The 17,793-nt window shown below is 39.5% G+C and carries 15 protein-coding genes and 1 tRNA gene; 8 read left to right on the top strand and 8 right to left on the bottom strand.

Going from position 1 to position 17,793, the window contains the following annotated elements:
• Positions 1 to 249: 249 nt before the first annotated feature.
• On the top strand, positions 250 to 1,116 hold the full coding sequence (locus LC454_RS11160) for a helix-turn-helix domain-containing protein (RefSeq protein ID WP_077432563.1): 867 nt from the start codon (positions 250 to 252) through the stop codon (positions 1,114 to 1,116).
• A gap of 179 nt (positions 1,117 to 1,295) precedes the next feature.
• On the top strand, positions 1,296 to 2,819 hold the full coding sequence (locus LC454_RS11155) for an acyl-CoA dehydrogenase family protein (protein WP_223582359.1): 1,524 nt from the start codon (positions 1,296 to 1,298) through the stop codon (positions 2,817 to 2,819).
• A 48-nt stretch (positions 2,820 to 2,867) separates the two neighbouring features.
• On the opposite strand, the gene LC454_RS11150 is transcribed toward LC454_RS11155, so the two are convergent.
• A complete protein-coding gene (locus LC454_RS11150; protein ID WP_223582357.1) occupies positions 2,868 to 4,781 on the bottom strand; it encodes an AAA domain-containing protein in 1,914 nt (637 codons plus the stop codon).
• Positions 4,782 to 5,007: 226 nt separating this feature from the next.
• Between LC454_RS11150 and LC454_RS11145 the strand changes: the two genes are divergently transcribed.
• From LC454_RS11145 to LC454_RS11135, 3 genes are all read left to right on the top strand, one after another.
• Positions 5,008 to 5,346 carry a cupin domain-containing protein gene (locus LC454_RS11145; RefSeq protein WP_223582355.1) on the top strand — a complete coding sequence of 113 codons (339 nt, stop codon included), beginning with the start codon at positions 5,008 to 5,010 and terminating at the stop codon, positions 5,344 to 5,346.
• Between the two features lie 68 nt (positions 5,347 to 5,414).
• On the top strand, positions 5,415 to 6,164 hold the full coding sequence (gene bla / locus LC454_RS11140; protein ID WP_223582353.1) for a BlaB/IND/MUS family subclass B1 metallo-beta-lactamase: 750 nt from the start codon (positions 5,415 to 5,417) through the stop codon (positions 6,162 to 6,164).
• Positions 6,165 to 6,242: 78 nt separating this feature from the next.
• Positions 6,243 to 6,316 (top strand) — tRNA-Ala (locus LC454_RS11135).
• Positions 6,317 to 6,413: 97 nt separating this feature from the next.
• Here the strand turns inward: LC454_RS11135 and LC454_RS11130 are convergent.
• Positions 6,414 to 6,842: a nuclear transport factor 2 family protein gene (locus LC454_RS11130; RefSeq protein WP_120260678.1), complete on the bottom strand. Its 429-nt coding sequence runs from the start codon at positions 6,840 to 6,842 to the stop codon at positions 6,414 to 6,416.
• A 352-nt stretch (positions 6,843 to 7,194) separates the two neighbouring features.
• On the opposite strand from LC454_RS11130, the gene LC454_RS11125 reads away from it, so the two are divergent.
• Positions 7,195 to 8,388 (top strand): hypothetical protein, encoded by a 1,194-nt coding sequence (locus tag LC454_RS11125; RefSeq protein ID WP_223582351.1) that lies wholly within the window; start codon positions 7,195 to 7,197, stop codon positions 8,386 to 8,388.
• A 3-nt stretch (positions 8,389 to 8,391) separates the two neighbouring features.
• Here LC454_RS11125 and LC454_RS11120 read toward each other — a convergent pair whose 3' ends face one another.
• Positions 8,392 to 9,516 (bottom strand): lipid II:glycine glycyltransferase FemX, encoded by a 1,125-nt coding sequence (locus LC454_RS11120; RefSeq protein WP_223582349.1) that lies wholly within the window; start codon positions 9,514 to 9,516, stop codon positions 8,392 to 8,394.
• A gap of 259 nt (positions 9,517 to 9,775) precedes the next feature.
• Between LC454_RS11120 and LC454_RS11115 the strand changes: the two genes are divergently transcribed.
• Positions 9,776 to 11,434, top strand: a complete 1,659-nt coding sequence (locus LC454_RS11115) for a DNA polymerase/3'-5' exonuclease PolX (RefSeq protein WP_223582347.1) — start codon at positions 9,776 to 9,778, stop codon at positions 11,432 to 11,434.
• Between the two features lie 11 nt (positions 11,435 to 11,445).
• The gene (gene ybaK / locus LC454_RS11110) at positions 11,446 to 11,922 is read left to right on the top strand and encodes a Cys-tRNA(Pro) deacylase (RefSeq protein WP_223582346.1); all 477 of its coding nucleotides are present in this window, start codon (positions 11,446 to 11,448) and stop codon (positions 11,920 to 11,922) included.
• A 21-nt stretch (positions 11,923 to 11,943) separates the two neighbouring features.
• Here the strand turns inward: ybaK and LC454_RS11105 are convergent, their stop codons facing one another.
• From LC454_RS11105 to LC454_RS11085, 5 genes are all read right to left on the bottom strand, one after another.
• A complete protein-coding gene (locus LC454_RS11105; RefSeq protein WP_223582345.1) occupies positions 11,944 to 12,711 on the bottom strand; it encodes a methyltransferase domain-containing protein in 768 nt (255 codons plus the stop codon).
• A gap of 42 nt (positions 12,712 to 12,753) precedes the next feature.
• Positions 12,754 to 13,737 (bottom strand): lipoate--protein ligase, encoded by a 984-nt coding sequence (locus LC454_RS11100; protein ID WP_223582344.1) that lies wholly within the window; start codon positions 13,735 to 13,737, stop codon positions 12,754 to 12,756.
• Positions 13,738 to 13,981: 244 nt separating this feature from the next.
• On the bottom strand, positions 13,982 to 14,995 hold the full coding sequence (locus tag LC454_RS11095) for a glutathione synthase (RefSeq protein ID WP_223582338.1): 1,014 nt from the start codon (positions 14,993 to 14,995) through the stop codon (positions 13,982 to 13,984).
• Positions 14,996 to 15,008: 13 nt separating this feature from the next.
• On the bottom strand, positions 15,009 to 16,841 hold the full coding sequence (locus tag LC454_RS11090; protein ID WP_223582336.1) for a flavohemoglobin expression-modulating QEGLA motif protein: 1,833 nt from the start codon (positions 16,839 to 16,841) through the stop codon (positions 15,009 to 15,011).
• Entirely contained in the window at positions 16,831 to 17,610 is a 780-nt protein-coding gene (locus LC454_RS11085; protein ID WP_223582334.1) for an N-formylglutamate amidohydrolase, read from the bottom strand. The genes LC454_RS11090 and LC454_RS11085 overlap by 11 nt, the downstream gene beginning before the upstream one ends.
• Positions 17,611 to 17,793 lie beyond the last annotated feature (183 nt).

Genomic DNA, 17,793 nt, shown 5'->3' with positions numbered 1-17,793 from the left:
AAATGCTTAGAAAGCCCGATTACTTTTCCAGCCTTACATAGAAGTGATCATGGAGTTTAGTTATTGGCAACAATGGTAGCATATTGCACCTATTTTTGAAAACCATCATACATTTTATATTGACAAACCTATTTTATCCGATTACCTTTGAAATATTATCCTGATATTACGTTAAATCCGTTTGCAACGAGTAGTAATAATCGGAAAACAGGAGAATTTGGTGTTTTTGCAAAAACATAATGGACAAAAATGGAAAAGCAGGTAAATGCAGGTGAATTTGTAGATAGATTTATGACTGGTAGTCTGGAACACCTGAGGTACCAGCAATCTCCCGTCAAGATCTTCCAGCTCAGTGAAATCGCCCCATATATTAAATTTCCTACACCCCCCATTTTCTTGGGATACAATCTCCTTGTACATATAACGGAGGGCCATTTTAAACACAAGATCGGTGCAAAAGAATATGTAGTAAAAGCACCAGCGATTCTGATTAGCAACTACGGTAATATTTCGACGATCAAATCTGTTGACAAATCGGCAAAAGGACATTGTGTACTGATCAACGATAATGCGATGACTTCGATATTTCGGGAACAGGAGATCCTGAATATCTTTAATATTTCACCGCTACTCAACTTAGCTTCACAGGATAGCACCGACCTTAACGAGCTATTCAAATTGCTCTACAATGAATTACTTTCTGAGTCACCTTATAAAGAACTTTTCGAAAGTTTACTAAAATCCCTCTTACTAAAGATTATCAAGTTATCATCTTCCAACCAAGCACTCAACCGAAGGCAGGAAATTGCAATGATGTTCAAACAGCTTGTGCACAAAAACTTCAAAAAACAAAAACATATCGGCTTTTATGCTGACCGACTTGCGGTGTCAACCAATTACCTAAACCGCTGCGTATTTTCGGTGTTCAAAAAGTCTTCCAAAGAACTGATCTTAGAAGTACTTATCATGCATAGTCAATTTCTTCTTTTTGAATCAAATAAAAGTATTGCCGATATCTGTTATGAGCTGGATTTTTCTGATCCCTCCTATTTCTCCCGTTTATTCAAAAAAATCGTAGGAATTTCTCCTACTTCTTATCGTAACAAGGCAACTTAATATTTTTTAGATATGCACGATTTGTCCTATCTTTTATACTGAAGTGGACAGACCAATCACAACGATATGGATTATTTTTGTATAGCGATTAGGATGTAAGCAAAATTCACAGCTATCTTTTGAGGCTTTATCGTATACATCTACTATTGCAAATGTTTCATCATTTAATTAATATAGCGATGTCTAACGTTTTAGATCACACGAACAAAGCCCAAAATTTCGATTTATTTATCGGAAACTTTAAAGAAAGATTATCAAGCTTATTCCATACCGAATACGACTATAATAACCTGAGTTTAACACGTGGTTTGCCCCCTCAGTTTTTAAGCGAAATCATGGCAATGAGACCATTGTCTGTTGCTATTCCCGAGCATCACGGAGGCCGTGGCCTACATGTAAAAGAATGTTTAGGAGTGCTTGCGGCGGCGTCCTATGAATCACTTTCACTGTCTTTGATCTTCGGGATCAATATCGCTTTATTCTTGGAGCCTTTTGCTAAATACGGCAATACCTTACTTCAGGAAAAAGTTTTCCATCAATTTCTTGAAAATAAAGCCATGGGTGGACTGATGATTACCGAGCAAGCCTATGGTAGTGATGCCCTCAATATGCGTACCTCCTACCAACAAGATGGAGATAAATACCGTATTAACGGAGAAAAACATTGGCAAGGTTTAACAGGTGCTGCTGACTTTTGGCTCGTTACTGCCCGAAAGAAAAATGAGAATGGTGAACTTGTACGTGATATAGATTTCTTTGTTACCGACAATTCCATCGAAGAACAAAAGATTGAAGTAACAAAAAAATACAATAGCTTAGGATTATATGCTATTCCTTATGGTATCAATAAAATAGACATCGAAGTACCCGTCGACAATAGATTAACACCAGAGAGTACTGGTATAAAACTGATGTTGGATACTTTACACCGGAGCAGACTTCAGTTTCCTGGCATGGGAATGGGATTCATAAAACGTATGCTGGATGAAGCCATGAAGCATTGCACGGAAAGACGTGTTAGTGGAATTCCATTGAACGAACTGGATTCGGTTAAGTTTCAATTATCTCGCTTGCAGGCTGCTTTTACGATATGTTCAGCGATGTGTGCATACAGTAGCTCGATCAGTTCAATTCAAAATGATCTTTCTGGCCACAGTGTGGATGCCAATAGTGTCAAGGCACTCGTGACTGACCTGATGCACGAATCTGCACAGATCTGTGTACAATTATCTGGAGCAAACGGTTATAGATTGGATCATGTTGCTGGTCGTGGTTTAGTAGATAGTAGACCTTTCCAAATTTTTGAAGGGTCAAACGAGATGCTCTATTCGCAAGTAGCAGAGGCAATTGCTAAACTGATGCGCAAAAGCAAAGAAAGCAATCTGCTTTCATTCCTGAAAATAAATCCGGCAACCGAACTTGCGGCTCCATTTTTCTCTCCTATTTTGAATTTCGACTTCCCGCTTCAACCTAAACAGCGCGAGATGGTCACTTTAGGAAAAATAATTGCACGTGTTGTTTGCTTCCAATATGTTCTGCAAATCAATAACGCTGGTTTTAATGATAAAATGACAGAAATTGCCCGTCAGCATGTTAGTATGGATCTGTACATGTTGGTCGGTCAACTCTCCAATAGCAATAATGCCGAACCGCTTATGCACTATGACGAAAAGGCTGATTGGATGAATTTCACCTCTTTATAAAAATTGAGAGGGACTGCGAAAAGAATTTCATCGCAGTCCCTTTTTCTATTACATCTCCGCAATATCCCATTCCCAAACACTATGGTAGTGGCCAAGATTTTCTGCGTAATCAATAAATTTCTGGTAGAACGAATGAGTCCCTATCGTCGCACTATCGCCAATGACGACTAACTTCTTTTTGGCCCTTGTCATGGCGACATTCATCCGTCGCACATCGGATAAAAACCCAATCTGTTGCTCGTTATTACTTCGTGTCAAACTGATATAAATAATATCTTTCTCTTGCCCCTGAAAACTATCAATGGTCTGTACTTTAATAATAGCAGCATACGGCCGTAATTCTTCGTCCTGCTCCAACATTTCCTTTAATACAGACACTTGTTTCCGGTAAGGTGCTATTATCCCAATACTTGGCCATTGTTCGATTGGAGAAGTCTCTAACCAAGTTGCGATGGCTGTCTTTAAATGAGATTTCAGAAAACTGGCCTCCCCGAGATTATAGATTGCACCATCACTTTCGGTTTCCTCAAAACCTGCCCCAGCCGTATCGATATATACAATCGGTTCCGAATCGTTCGCTATTGTCCAATGCGCAACTGAACAATCAGCTTTCAAGAGACCTCCATACAAAGCTGAGGAGGGATAATTCATGATCTGCTCGTTCATTCGATATTGGATATCGAGCAGCGAAACCGCTTGGGGATAAAGATTGATGAGTTTTTCAAACAGCGTATTGCTAAGCTTATTGTCCATACCTTTATTTGATTTCACTGCTGGCGAGAGTTGACAATGATCCCCAGCCAACACCAATTTGTCAGCCTTTAATATCGGAATCCAGCAGGCAGGCTCCAGTGCCTGAGCAGCCTCGTCAATAACAACCGTCTCATATCTTCGGTTTCGTATAACATCTTGATTTGCCCCTACTAGCGTCGCGGTTATTACCTGAGAGCGATCGAGAATATCCATTACAATAAAATCCTGAATTTTATCAACATCTTTTCGAATTCTGTAAGCTTCGTCGAACAATGCTTTCCTTTGTTCGCGCTCGGCCTTGCCAAAATTGCGTTTATATTTTTGGGCCATATCCGTATAGGTCCGAACTTGCTTTTGCAAGGACTTTATATCCTTATTCGCGCTATGACGATCTATTCTGCTATGAAGGGTTAACTCCTGTAGATGTTCAGATACTTTAACCGGATTACCTATCCGAGTGACAGCTATTCCTGCAGCATCTAAACGCTCAGTCAATAAGTCAACCGCAGTATTACTAGGAGCCACGACCAATATCTGCTTGTTATTGCTCTTTGACAAAGCAGCTATTGCCCTGATTAATGTTGTCGTTTTCCCAGTCCCTGGAGGGCCATGTAAAAGTGCGATATCTGTTGTAGTTAAGACCTGTTGAACAGCACTATTTTGGCTGAAATTGAGATCTGAATGATCAAAAAATGTATCTCTTTCTCCAGTATATAATTGTTCTCCACCAATAAGCTTTCTGATCAATTTGCCTTGTCTTGGATCAGTCGCAAGCTCCTTTGCCTCTCGCAATGCATTCGCCATTTCACGGTATGAGTATTCGTCAAATAATAAATCCACACCAAGTTTCCCCCTTCTGCTCCAATCGGGCAGCTCATCTACACGAAATGAAATCCGCATACTTTCCTTATTAACCGAAGATATAATGCCGTCTATTCTGTCCGCATTTGGGTCATGGTTTGAAAATAGAGAAACAGGCATCCCAAAACGAAACCGATGATCTACATCGAGGTGATTTGTTTTTTTTAAACTAACTGACAGATAATCTCCCCGCCCCAGTTCGCTATCCGTGATCTGAATAGGAAACCAGGTCACCCCCTGCATTCTTCTTTCATTTAAACTGCTTTTCAATAATAATGCTTCATGCTGCATCTTATCGTATTGCTGTTCTTCATGTAATAATGTAATAAGTTCGTCGAAATAATTCATATCAGTACACTCGCTTTGATCAGACACAAAGTAACAGTTTTTTCAAATACTTTACCGATCAGTTCATGCATGTTCTCCTATTTTTCCTAAGAAAATCGGGGGATTCTCTCATCGACGCTGTACGTTTATCAAGAACTTCTCAAGCTGAGCTACAAAAGTCATATTTATTTCCTATCATTGGCGATAAAGATTTGTTGATTAATTTTTTAAAATAAAAGCGATTAAAATGAGTGAGATATTCCTACACGATAAAGCCCAGGGCTGGACGGATCTAGGCGATGGTGTGAAACGTAAAATATTAGTTTATAACGATGAATTGATGTTAATGAAAGTACGTTTTCAAAAAGGTGCAATCGGTGCCCTACATCAACACCCACACACACAAATATCTTATGTCAACGCCGGAAAGTTCAGGTACCACATCGATGGCATAGATGAAATCTTAACTGTAGGTGATTCCTGTATCATTAACCCAAATTTAATCCACGGCTGTGAATGTCTTGAAGAAGGCGAGTTGATAGATTCTTTCACACCGCATCGAGAAGATTTCATTACATCGTTGTAGCCAGAAAAAAAGAGAATTTTACAGGTCCAACACAACAATATTCATTCCGAACAATCGTTTATTTACTTATGTTCAAAAATACTATTTCGCTCTTCTCCGCAAAAGTAGCTACGTTACTTCTCGGTCTTTCTTGCTGTGTATTGCCATCTTTGCGCGCACAGGAAAAACCATTATCCATTGAAAAGATCAATTCTCAGCTTTATCTTTATACGACTTACAATACCTTTGAGGGCACCAAATATGCCGCTAATGCGGTCTATCTAATCACCAAGAAAGGTGTTATTCTATTTGATACGCCTTGGGACTCGACACAATATCAACCGCTTTTGGACAGTATTAAACAAAAGCATCGGCTACCTGTCATTGCAGTATATGCCACACATTGGCACGAAGATCGCGCGGGAGGCTTTGCATATTATAATCGTATGGGAATTCCAACTTATGCGACAAAAATGACCAACGATCTGCTTAAGGCAAATCATAAAGCCCAAGCTACGCATCTCGTTAAAATCAACAAGACCTATAATGTGGGTGGTCAGTCCTTCGTTTTGAACTTTTTTGGTGCAGGACATTCTTTGGATAATGTCGTTGTCTGGTTTCCGGACTATCAAATTCTGGATGGGGGTTGCTTCATCAAAAGTTCGGAGGCCAAAAACTTGGGATTTGTCGGTGATGGTGATGTCAAAGCCTGGAAGCCTGCATTGGCAAGATTGTTAGCGAAGTATCCGCAGATAAAAATGGTTATTCCTGGACATGACGCATGGAAGGACAATCAACAGATAAAACGTACTGAGGAACTACTTACTGAGAAGCAATAAATAATAATATTTAAAAAAATAAAAAAGCAATTTTGTTTTTACAAAAAAGGTATTATCTTAGCGACAGAAAAAACAAAGGGGGCATTAGCTCATCTGGCTAGAGCGCTTCGCTGGCAGTGAAGAGGTGATCAGTTCGATCCTGATATGCTCCACAAACAAAAGAGGCTACTTTTCACAAGTAGCCTCTTTGTTGTTTTTATACATTGATCAGTTTTCCCGAAACATCATTTCAATTTGTGGCAGTAATTCCTATTTGTAAGAATTAACTGATTTAGAAACTTTCCATGCACCATTTTCCTTCACAAGTGTGATCAAATCGGTCTTAGAGAAACCATCAAATTGCATGGTTACTTTCGCAATAGCATAATCTGGTAATTCTTCAACGATCTGCGTTGTTGTTTTGCAGTTCATTTTTATTCCTTTTTGTTTTTTCAAGAACTCGATCATCTCCGAACGACTGTGATTTAAATCCTGTTTACCACATATTTTCTGGTTAAAATCAGAAGTGAATAGCTTATCTAAATTCGCTACCTGACCTTCGGTCATCGCGCCTACATATTCATCAATCGCCAAATCAGCTGTAATTAAATTACGTTCTTCTGGTTTAACCGAAGCCATTGAGCAAGTAGAGATCGCTATCATTGCTGCCGCTACAAATGTTTTTACTAAAGTTTTCATATCTTTTCTATTTTATAATGTATTAGTATATTTTCTTATCCTATTGTCGGAGACAATCTAAATTTGTTGCACTTTTTTCTTATTTATTTTCTGATTCAAATTTAAGACAACTGATGTGTTGATTCTATTACATTTAGATTAACATTACATTAAAATCGGTAAACGCTATTTTTTTCTAGGTGAATGAAATTTTGATTTATTCTATCTATAGACAAAACGCGACAGAACAGATAAAATCTTCTTTACAATATTGTAATTCTGTACAATTCCTCTTAGATTGCAGGCGTTCATGACACACTACGACAGACAGCATCTTTTTTTGTATCAGCTTGCTACTTTAACATTTTTATTGGTGATATTTCAATCTGAGCTCTATGCACAGCGCCCTGTCAATGAAATAGAAATCACTGAGCATATTGCAGATACGAGTAAACAAAGGGATCTGATCGATATCGGAAAAGAGATTCTCAAGATTAAGCCACCGCAATCTGTCGATAGTACAGGAAAAAAGTTTTACTTTTCATTTCTGCCATTTTCGACAAATGTACCAGGAGGAGGGCACGCTTTAATTACGAGTACTACAGCAGGGTTTTATCTTGGTGAGCGTAAAAGCACCTATATGTCTAAAGTTACTTTCACGCCATACACCAATTTTGGAAAGCGATTCGGCCTCCCCATCCGCTCCTATGTCTGGTTAAAAGATAATACTTGGGTTATCGATGGTGATATCAGGCTATTAAAATACCCACATGAGACTTGGGGAATAGGCAAAGAGCATCACGGAGACCAACAGATCAATTTGGATTATACTTATTTTAGACTATATCAACATGCGTTGAAAAGAATCCACGGCGGACTGTTTATGGGTATTGGCTATGACCTGGATTACCGCATGAATATCAAATCTACGAGTGCTATCCCACTTGACGAGTACACCTCCTACCCCTATGGTACAGCGTTGAAAGACCATACTATTTCCTCAGGACTCAGTCTCAACCTAATCTATGACACGCGCGCCAACTCTATCAATACCTGGTCCGGCAATTATGCCAATCTACAATTCCGCCTTAACCCGGTTTTCATGGGAAGTGATCAGAATTGGAAGTCCTTATTCCTCGAAATCAGGAGATACCATCGCTTGACCCAGGATCCAAATAAGCAGAATATGATTGCTGTGCGTAGCTTTTTCTGGACTGTTTTCAATAGCAAAGCACCGTACCTTGATTTACCTAATTTGGGTTGGGACCCTTACAACAGTTCCGGAAGAGGGTTCCCAGTAAGTCGGTTCCGTGGCAAATCGTTATATTATCTGGAAACAGAATACCGCCGAGACATCAGCAGCGATGGTTTATTCGGCTTTGTGGCTTTTATAAATTTCACCACGGTGAACGGACCCAAAAATAGCATGTTTGCAGATTGGAACATCGGTACCGGTGCCGGCGCCAGAATTAAATTTAACAAAAACTCGGGCACCAACATCGGCATAGATTATGGTGTTAGCACCAATCACCGTGGAGTAAGATTGACCCTGGGTGAAGTATTTTAATACTTAACTCAAATGATAACTTTGATTTTTAAACTCCATCGAGGCATAATATCGATACTTCTCGTTATCCAACGGATAATCCCAACAGCCCATTCGGTGATAGATCTCACCACCAAAACCAGTTTTAAATCTATAAAGTCCGTATAATGGATGTGATGGATCAGCCTGAGGTGATACACCAAAGAAATCATATTCCGTACAACCTTTTTCTTTTGCTACCTGCATGGCACGCCATTGCAAGGCATAAGTCGCCATATAATTGCGATTTTCGGAAGCGGAGGCACCATAAAGATAGGTTCCCCGATTTGCAGCAATCACCAGAAACATTGCAGCTAGAGGTTGATTGTCTACCGCTGCAACCAATAAATAAACATCTGCCGGAGACAACGTATCATTTGCCTTGGCAGATAGTACAATCTTGAAATAGTTGATATCGTGCAAGAAAAAATTATTTCGAAACGCAGTCTGCCGATATAACTCATACCAGATCTCCAGACTCTCTAAACCAAGAGAACGAACCTTTACGCCTTTCCTTTCAGCCAAATGAATATTGTAACGCGTCTTTGATTTCATATTGGCCAACAAGAGATCCTCATCTTTTCTAAGGTTCATAAAAATGGTATTAGAAGGAAGAATATCTGTATTCGCTTTATGAAAATTCCAGTTTTCCGTATTAAAATTAAAGCGCATTTCCTGAATACGTTTTTCAGGGACACCTAACCAATTGCCATAGAGGTCATAACAGTCATCATCTTTTGCCCAATGGGATTCCCAGGAGAGATCATAGCGTATCATAATACAATTGGGCGGCAAGTAAGAACGTAAACTCTCCGAAAGCTGCTCTAAAAACGCCCCTTGATTTTCTTCTGATGGCTCTATTTCGGGACCATATGGTACATACGCGATGCTATGCTCATGATCCACCGCCTGAATAATAATCAATAGATCCCCTACAAAATAGGTGTCGTCTTCCACTCCGGTATAAAGATCGGAGTGCTTCGATTTGAAATTAAAAGCCTTCGATTCTATCCCCTGCATCTTTTTCACAGCAGACCAATAGGCTGTCTGTTGAATAATACCTGTCTTGTAGAGACCACTTACTTCTTTGTCATTTATATCTGCTATCATAACATTCCTATTGTTGTCGAATATTTTCAAAAAACACGACAAACCTTGTCGATTTCAACATCCAAAAACGGCAAACTTAGCCAAAATGACCGGTTAAGAGAGTCGTCATTTGTCACTTTGTTGTTAATTTTAAAAAACAGTACATGATTTTGGCCAAAATCAGCTTTTTCACATTATTTAACGGCATTATATTATCGACTTGGTTGGTATTTTGGTTCAAAATTTAGGATATTTGTAGCCTAACAACTCACCGACAACGATGGACAATAAAGCGATCTCTAAAATTTTTAAATTGTGTAGCCAATTAATGGAACTTCACAACGAAAATCCATTCCGAACAAAGGCTATGGCTAGTGCATCTTTTAAATTGGACAAATTGCCCTTTCGCATTGACGACGCCTCGCTTGAAGAATTGAGCGCACAGCCGGGCATAGGAAAAAGTACCGCCGAAAAAGCGAAAGAGGTCGCACAAACCGGAACGTTTAAGGAACTCCAGGACCTATTGGCGAATACGCCATCAGGAGTTGTTGAAATGTTAAACATAAAGGGCCTGGGCCCAAAAAAAGTTCAGATTATCTGGCAAGACCTTGGTATTGAAAGTGTAGGCGAACTACTGTATGCCTGCAATGAAAACCGTCTAGTTGAAGCCAAAGGATTTGGCTTAAAAACGCAGGAAGAAATAAAGAAATCCATCGAATTCTCAATATCCAATCAGGGATGGTTCCTATACGCCAAAGTATTGTCCCAAGCTGATACATTTTACGCTATTTTAAAAACACATTTCCCCTCGTCTCTTCTATCCTTTACCGGAGATTTTAGAAGAAAATGCGAGGTGTTAAGCACAGTGGATCTACTCATTTCCGAAAGTATAGAAGCAGTGGAGAAATTCCTAGGTGATTATACATTGGTGGAGAAAACAGAGAATTCACTGGAAATTACCGATGAATTAGGTTTTACATTCAAGGTTTTCAGTACGAATATCAACGATTTTTATCGGGACCTTATTCTCAGTACAGGATCGACCGCACACTTGGATCTTTTATTCAATATTCTTCCTGACTTACCTTCACTTTCCAGTGAAGAGGCTATCTATCGTAACTTAAGGCTTGATTATATTGAACCTGAATTGCGCGAGGGTCTTGACGAAATTGAACGCGCACAGAACCATACTTTACCTCAATTAATCCAATTTAAGGATCTCAAAGGGACACTGCACAACCACTCAACTTATAGTGATGGCGTTCATACCTTGGAGCAAATGGCTCTTCATTGTAAAGATGCATTAGGTCTCGAATATCTCGGAATATGTGATCACTCCAGAACGGCAGTTTATGCAAATGGTCTTTCCATCGAAAGATTGGAAGAGCAATGGAAGGAAATTGCCAGCTTAAATGAAAAACTAGCCCCTTTTAAAATCTTTAAAGGAATAGAATCCGATATCCTAAGCGACGGATCACTGGACTACCCCGATGAAATATTAGCACAATTTGACTTTGTTGTCGCCTCTGTCCACTCCAATTTAAAAATGGATGCGGAAAAAGCAACTGCTAGATTGATTAAAGCAATTGAAAACCCATATACAACAATTTTGGGACATCCAACAGGCCGCCTTTTATTAAGTAGATCGGGCTATCCACTTGACTTTAAAAAAATAATTGATGCCTGCGCCGCGAATAAAGTCGTCATCGAAATTAATGCAAATCCTTTAAGGTTAGATTTAGATTGGAGATGGCATCGCTACGCTGTAGAAAAGGGCGTATTGTTGTCCATTAACCCTGATGCGCATCGTACTGAAGGGCTGTTGGACATGCAATATGGTATTTTTGTTGCACAGAAAGGTGGTCTGGAAGCAAAAAATTGTCTGAATACATACTCCTTGACAGAGATTACAAACTATTTTTCAAATCGTAGATCTTAAAAAAGCTTATTATGTCGCATAAAACCAATGCAGTCCGCTTGTTGGATACGGCAAAAGTAAACTATGAATTAAGAGAATACGAGGTGGATGATCATGATGTCAGCGCGGAGCATGTTGCCTTGTCCTTAGGTCTATTACCTGAAACACTTTATAAGACTTTAGTATTGAAAGGAAATATAGACCCTTACATTGTTGCTGTAATTCCCGGAAATGCCCAACTTGACTTAAAAAAGATCGCTAAAGCATCAGGCAATAAAAATTGTGAAATGCTCCCTATGAAGGATCTCCTAGCTGTAACAGGCTATATCCGTGGGGGCTGCTCACCTATTGGCATGAAAAAACTATTTCCAACATTTATCGAGGAAGCAGCTCAATTGGAAACAGAAATTTCTGTGAGCGCAGGAAAACGAGGCCTTCAAATAATATTAAATCCCAATGATTTAGCAACGATGACCAAGGCGGTCTGGTCCGATTTGATCAGTATTTAACGCGAACATCCTCGCCCGATTTCAGCTCTTTCGTCCATACAACAAAATACGTTTAAACGGATATATCGCGGGGAATCTGGAAAAATGCTGTTTAATACGTGTCTTAAAAGCCTCAATAAAAACAGGTCGTTTATCTTCGTCCAGTCGCTCAATATAAGGGATCAATGCCGATCCGGAAATAAAGTCATAAAGTACTTCCGCTTCGGCAGCTATAATTGGGTATATACGAAGCGAGAGATCCAATTCCTCCAAGCCCGAATGAAACAAAATCTGTGCATAGTCATCTATACTTAGCACCGATGAAGCCCTATTCCAACCATCCAAATAGCTTCGGTAAGGTTCTTCATCAGCCAGCTCAGATAGCAGTTTATTTAAGACATTTTCCGGTTGGTAAGGCATCTGAACGGCCAATTGCCCACCGCTACTCAATTTGGAAATGAGATGCGGAAAAAGTGTTTGGTGACCATCCAGCCATTGCAATGCCGCATTACTGAATATCAAATCCCAGGAACCCGCTGTCTCCAGAAATTTTTCAACACTACTATTTTCAAATTTTAGGTGTTCATGTTCAAGCTTACGGCTCATCGATAACATTTCTGGAGATGCATCTATTCCAAGGAATGTAGCCTGTGGAAATTTATCGCTTAAAATAGCGGTTTGCTCTCCGGTTCCACATCCGAGATCTACCGCTTTCATCGTTGTTTCCGAAGCTATTAGTTCGGATAGATCAAAAAAAGGTTTGAAACGGATGTCTTTAAACTTATTATAGATATCTGGATTCCAAGGCATAATATTTTTCATTTAAGTCCCAATGGGATAATACAATAGCTGTTATTTAAATAGCTCCAAAATTTCAGCTACATCAACTTTTCCAAAATACGAAGTTAGATCTATGGCTTCCAACAGCGCTCTGATTTCTTCCAACTGATGTTTTTTTCCAATCAATAGTTGCTCCAGTTCATGAATAGATTCAGCAGCAAAAAAATCCCCGAAAATCTTAGCATGCTCAATAGAACCTTTATGTACATCTAAATGTAATTCTATAAAACCGGCGGGGATCTTGATTGCCTTTTTAAAATTATAATTCGGAGAGAAACCGAAATTCCAGTCCCAGGTTTCATATTTTTCCTTCACCAGATTCTCGATGTTCTGGATATCAGTTGCAGAGAAATGAATGATCTCCGCATCAGGGTTTTCACGCTGCATTTCTGCGATCAATAGTTCCTTAAATTTTACCGTTGTAAAACCCTGAGGTAGATAACCGATCAGGTTGGTCACCCTTGCTCGGTTGGACTTGACAGCTTTATCGACAAATTTAAGCGGGTTTACCTTCAATGCATCACTCAATATCTGCATCTGCGAATCAATTAAAATAGTACCATGTTGAACCATTTTACCATTTTTTGCAAGCTTAGCATTTCCACTAAACTTTTTTCCATCCACCAACAGGTCGTTCCTTCCCTCCAGTTTGGCCGGAATATTCAATTTGTTCAAAACAGAAACAATGGGTTGTGTGAAAGTTGAAAAATCCATAAAATCAAGATTTCCCAATAAGGTGTGAAAGGAGAAATTGAGATTTCCTAAGTCATGATATACGGCACCACCACCAGACATTCTCCTAACGATCTTAATCTTATTATCGTTCACATAATCAAGGTTAATTTCGGCCAAAGTATTCTGAAATTTGCCGATAATAATTGACGGATCATTTATGTACAATAAGAAAATGGGTTCTTTCGGATATTTCGTGAGCAGGTATTCCTCAGAAGCAATATTGAAATAAGCATCATGGGAAGGCGAATCAATAATAAACATCGTATTTTTATATTTTCTTAAAATTAACAAGAATTTAAATGCCTTGATTCATCTCAAACTCATAATTTCCATCAATCCCACGTTTGGTCAGCTTCCTATCACAACAATCCTAATTACCATTAAAAGATTTCAAATGACACCAAAAACAACTTAGTTCTCAGAATCAGGTATGCTTTTAAACAGCCCAGTCAATTATTGATCTTTGCCCCCCTTATTATAAAACCAATTACATATAACCGCCTTACTATACACCCGATGAATTTCTAGCAGATCCTATTTTTTCTTCAAGATTTTTGATAATCAATGCGGAAAAATCTTCTTTTACAATCTCTTCTGTTTGGCATAAAGCTCCCGGACTAAAAACATTTATTTCCATAATACGATCGCCCACGATATCCAAACCAACAAAATACATTCCATCCTGTATCAATTTGTCTTTGATTTTATCAACCATAAGTAGCAGCTCCGGCGAGATTATCGCGACTTGGGTTTTTGCCCCTTGGTGCACATTGCTCCGGATCTCATTCCCCTGTTGCACACGATGAACAGCAGCATATTTTCCATTGATGGAAACGGGTTCACCATTCAACAGAAAAAAACGGATATCACCAGCAGCTGCTTCGGGCAGATACTCCTGTCCAATCACATAGCCATCCCTGGCAATCGCCTCGACCGTTTGCTTTAAATTCTGTTGATTATCTTTATTGATCAAAAACACATTTTTCCCACCAGACCCCTTTAAAGGTTTTAAAATAATCAATTTATTTTGTTGCTCAAAAAACTCAACAACATCAGCATAATTTCTGGTTACAATTGTTTTGGGTCGGATAGACTCGTCAAAACCCTCGAGATACAATTTGTTACTTGCCCGGCCCAAACTATCGGGATCGTTAATGACCTGTACACCTTTTTCTTTTAATAAAGAGGCGAACTGCAGCGCAGATGAAGCTGCCCAGGGCCGATTCACCATATCCAAAACAGGATCGAATCTAAGCCAGATCACATCCATCTTCTCCAATTCCATTTTTGTCTTTGCTGTAGCTCTCAATACCTCCATCAACTGCTTTGCAGAGGTAATCTGTTGTGTAGGAAGCACCTCACGAACATGAGCGGCAATATGGGCAGATTCATAATAAAAATCGGCCAGTCCGATGTAATAAATTGCATGCCCTAGCTGATGTGCTTTCAATGCGAGCAGGGTTGTTGTGAAACGTTCAGTTTCTTTATGGGTCTGATTAATAACAAATGCTATCTTCATATAGTGTCGCTGATTATTGTATCATCTGAAATATTCCTTTACTTTTCTTGAGATTGGTTAATGCATCTTTATAGGGTGAGGTCAAGTATTTGGGTGTCAAAACAGGGGCATTCAGAATCCCCTTAAGCATTAATTCTTCGACTATCGGGATATAATCTTCCCTGATCTTGCCCATAGTCAGCAAGGTGAGATCCCGACCACTTTTTATATAATTTATCAATTCGATCAAACCACTGAGATACAACGCATCTTTTGTGAGCCCTCCGCTTCTAAAAACACGCATGGTCATCTGAAAAGCCGTCTCTGGCAGAAACTGATATTTATCTACCAACAGCGCGAATGTATCTAAAAAAGTATTTCCCTGTTGCATGTGATATACCGCCACCACCCTACCGGCTAATATGCGTAATCGATTATTTGTCAAGCCACCAACCAAGTATTCGGCGAGTACGGCCAATCCCTCCTGAAGCTTCTCATATCCTGGAACTCCCAATCTAAAAAGGCTGAAGGGCTGTTGCTTGCCATTATAGTAGGTGACAATATGAGTCCCAACTTCGTGTTGGATCAATGCCTGTACCCGATGTCGGGGCAGACTATATTGTTTACTGATATTTAGCACCCCTTGATTCACCATCACTCCATAGATATCATCCCGAAGCCGTACAGTCGTACCAAAATTAGGATCTTGGCTCTTTAAATAATCCAGTTCTTCCTGTGCTAGTTTCGCAAACTCTTCTGCATAGACGACATCCTCTTCCTTTGTTTGATGCTCCCTGTCAGTCGCTGTAATTGTTAATATGGCCTGCGCTTTTTCCAACAGCTTTTCGTTGACGGTACCAAACACTTGCATGCTGCCCAGTAAAAATCCCTCTTTCCCCCTTTCGCTCAGCATGCTCATCATCTGATCGAGCTCTTTGCGTTTATCCCGAAACAAATAAGCTATGGAAGGGTCATAAAGGTCTTCAATATGTAGATTATAGAGGTTACGTTTAATAATATCGGGATCAATCGGCATGGGTCTATAATGAAAAACAGGAACCCTGCGATAGTTTCCCTTTTTGAACTGCAGCCAGGCGTCATAGGAATTTGTCGGTGTTACCAACAATAGAAAATCAAACCGCTGGCTTTCACGGGCCAGTTTTTGATCGATTTCCCAAGCCAAAGGAAGCATCTTTTTGGGATGACTAATTTTAAATGATGTTGGTTTTGACAGGGTATGTATGCGAATAAATTCAAAAAATGTTTTGGATAAACTTCGGGATATAGCCTCACGAAAATGACGAAGATCAATGGGAAGTATTTGTTGGTTGCCCCCCAGCAGATACTTCGGTTTGATTTCTAATCCCATATACAAGATATTACTATTTAGTTTATCCAATTGTATACTCGCTGGAGAGAGACTCTGTGTCGCATTGGTTTTCGTGTCGGTCACAATTTCGACTTTTGCAATAGATTCCTCCGTTTCCAATTGCTTTCCAAGATATTGTGCAATGGATTGTACATTTTTCCGGGCAATATGGATCTGAATATCTTCTTCCTGCCCCGGGCTTGCCGTCCAAGCTTCTATAATTAGACATGCACCAAATTCTTCGACGAACTGGTTAAGTATCGGTGCGATCCAGTCCGATACATTCATTTCTGGGTCCTTAACTCTAAAATACGCAGGTTCGGATTTTACCAGTTCCGCCAGCATCGGATCCGGACTAAAAAACTGTCGATACAAAAATAAATAAGGCACAACCTGATTGAATACCATTTTATTTTTTGGTGGTATCTGCGTATGAAAAACCTCCTTATTTTTGATTTTTTTTAGGATAGCCGCTAACTGCTTCGCATTATCTTTCATAGGCAAAATAGGATTCGAGGGTGTCAGTGGTTTGCATTAAAAGTTGCTTATATTCCTGTAACTTTTGAGGGTAGACCTCTCCGGTCCATTCATTCATAAAGTCCTTGCGAAACTCAATAGAAAACACACAACCCTTATCGCCAAATTGCTCATTTAAATAAGATGACAAAAAGCCACCCTTAAATTTAACATTCTCACGCACGTCATAGACCTGCCCATCTTTACCCGTACGAAGCACATCCATCAATGAGCTGGTCAATTCCTGCCATTTGCTGTGATTGTTTGCTGTTCCAATATTAATCTGTGGATTGTTTACTTTGTCGATCATAGCCGTCGGCCCATCTCGGAGCGCATTATAGCTATGAATATCATAAACAACAAAATAGCCATAGCGGTCAATGGTGTTTTGAATCTGCTGCGTTATCTTCCGGTACAACATGTCATAAGATTCGTATAGTTGATCTTTTATTTGTTGCGGCAACGCTGACCTCCAGACCTGAATTCCCCAGGATTGGTCGGGTGTCAGATAAATAGCTCCCTCCTTATTCCTATTTAAATCCAATTGAAACCTCGATGTCCCACTAACAAAGCGGTTAAAGGGCAATTCTGCCAAAATTGCCGTATATGGATCCTCCTCACGTAAACGATCTTCGGGAGCTATATGTAAATACGTTTCTAAATCCGCATCGATATGATGACCATCGTGGATAGCAAAAGCCCAAAAAGGGCTTCTATAATTTTCGAATTGATAAAGATAGGATAAGGACATGTACTTTATATTAAACAGTTTTAATGATTATTTGCTCACTCTGATTAAGTAAACGCTTACAAGCGATAAAAGGTTTGAAAAATAAAATACTAAAGCCTTGTTACAAGGAAGTACCGGCGTGTTAGCCATAGAAAGCGTTAAAAATCGTTAAACCGACTGATTGATTTATGCCCTGGCATTCTT

Source organism: Sphingobacterium sp. GVS05A (assembly GCF_019969845.1).
Lineage (GTDB): Bacteria > Bacteroidota > Bacteroidia > Sphingobacteriales > Sphingobacteriaceae > Sphingobacterium.
This window is presented reverse-complemented; position numbering and strand designations above follow the sequence as displayed.

Bases quoted from the DNA above. Each gene is read 5' to 3' on its own strand.
- LC454_RS11160 (WP_077432563.1), top strand. From the start codon at position 250: ATGGAAAAGCAGGTAAATGCAGGTGAATTTGTAGATAGATTTATGACT.
- LC454_RS11155 (WP_223582359.1), top strand. From the start codon at position 1,296: ATGTCTAACGTTTTAGATCACACGAACAAAGCCCAAAATTTCGATTTA.
- LC454_RS11150 (WP_223582357.1), bottom strand. From the start codon at position 4,781: ATGAATTATTTCGACGAACTTATTACATTATTACATGAAGAACAGCAA.
- LC454_RS11145 (WP_223582355.1), top strand. From the start codon at position 5,008: ATGAGTGAGATATTCCTACACGATAAAGCCCAGGGCTGGACGGATCTA.
- bla (WP_223582353.1), top strand. From the start codon at position 5,415: ATGTTCAAAAATACTATTTCGCTCTTCTCCGCAAAAGTAGCTACGTTA.
- LC454_RS11130 (WP_120260678.1), bottom strand. From the start codon at position 6,842: ATGAAAACTTTAGTAAAAACATTTGTAGCGGCAGCAATGATAGCGATC.
- LC454_RS11120 (WP_223582349.1), bottom strand. From the start codon at position 9,516: ATGATAGCAGATATAAATGACAAAGAAGTAAGTGGTCTCTACAAGACA.
- LC454_RS11115 (WP_223582347.1), top strand. From the start codon at position 9,776: ATGGACAATAAAGCGATCTCTAAAATTTTTAAATTGTGTAGCCAATTA.
- ybaK (WP_223582346.1), top strand. From the start codon at position 11,446: ATGTCGCATAAAACCAATGCAGTCCGCTTGTTGGATACGGCAAAAGTA.
- LC454_RS11105 (WP_223582345.1), bottom strand. From the start codon at position 12,711: ATGCCTTGGAATCCAGATATCTATAATAAGTTTAAAGACATCCGTTTC.
- LC454_RS11100 (WP_223582344.1), bottom strand. From the start codon at position 13,737: ATGTTTATTATTGATTCGCCTTCCCATGATGCTTATTTCAATATTGCT.
- LC454_RS11095 (WP_223582338.1), bottom strand. From the start codon at position 14,995: ATGAAGATAGCATTTGTTATTAATCAGACCCATAAAGAAACTGAACGT.
- LC454_RS11090 (WP_223582336.1), bottom strand. From the start codon at position 16,841: ATGAAAGATAATGCGAAGCAGTTAGCGGCTATCCTAAAAAAAATCAAA.
- LC454_RS11085 (WP_223582334.1), bottom strand. From the start codon at position 17,610: ATGTCCTTATCCTATCTTTATCAATTCGAAAATTATAGAAGCCCTTTT.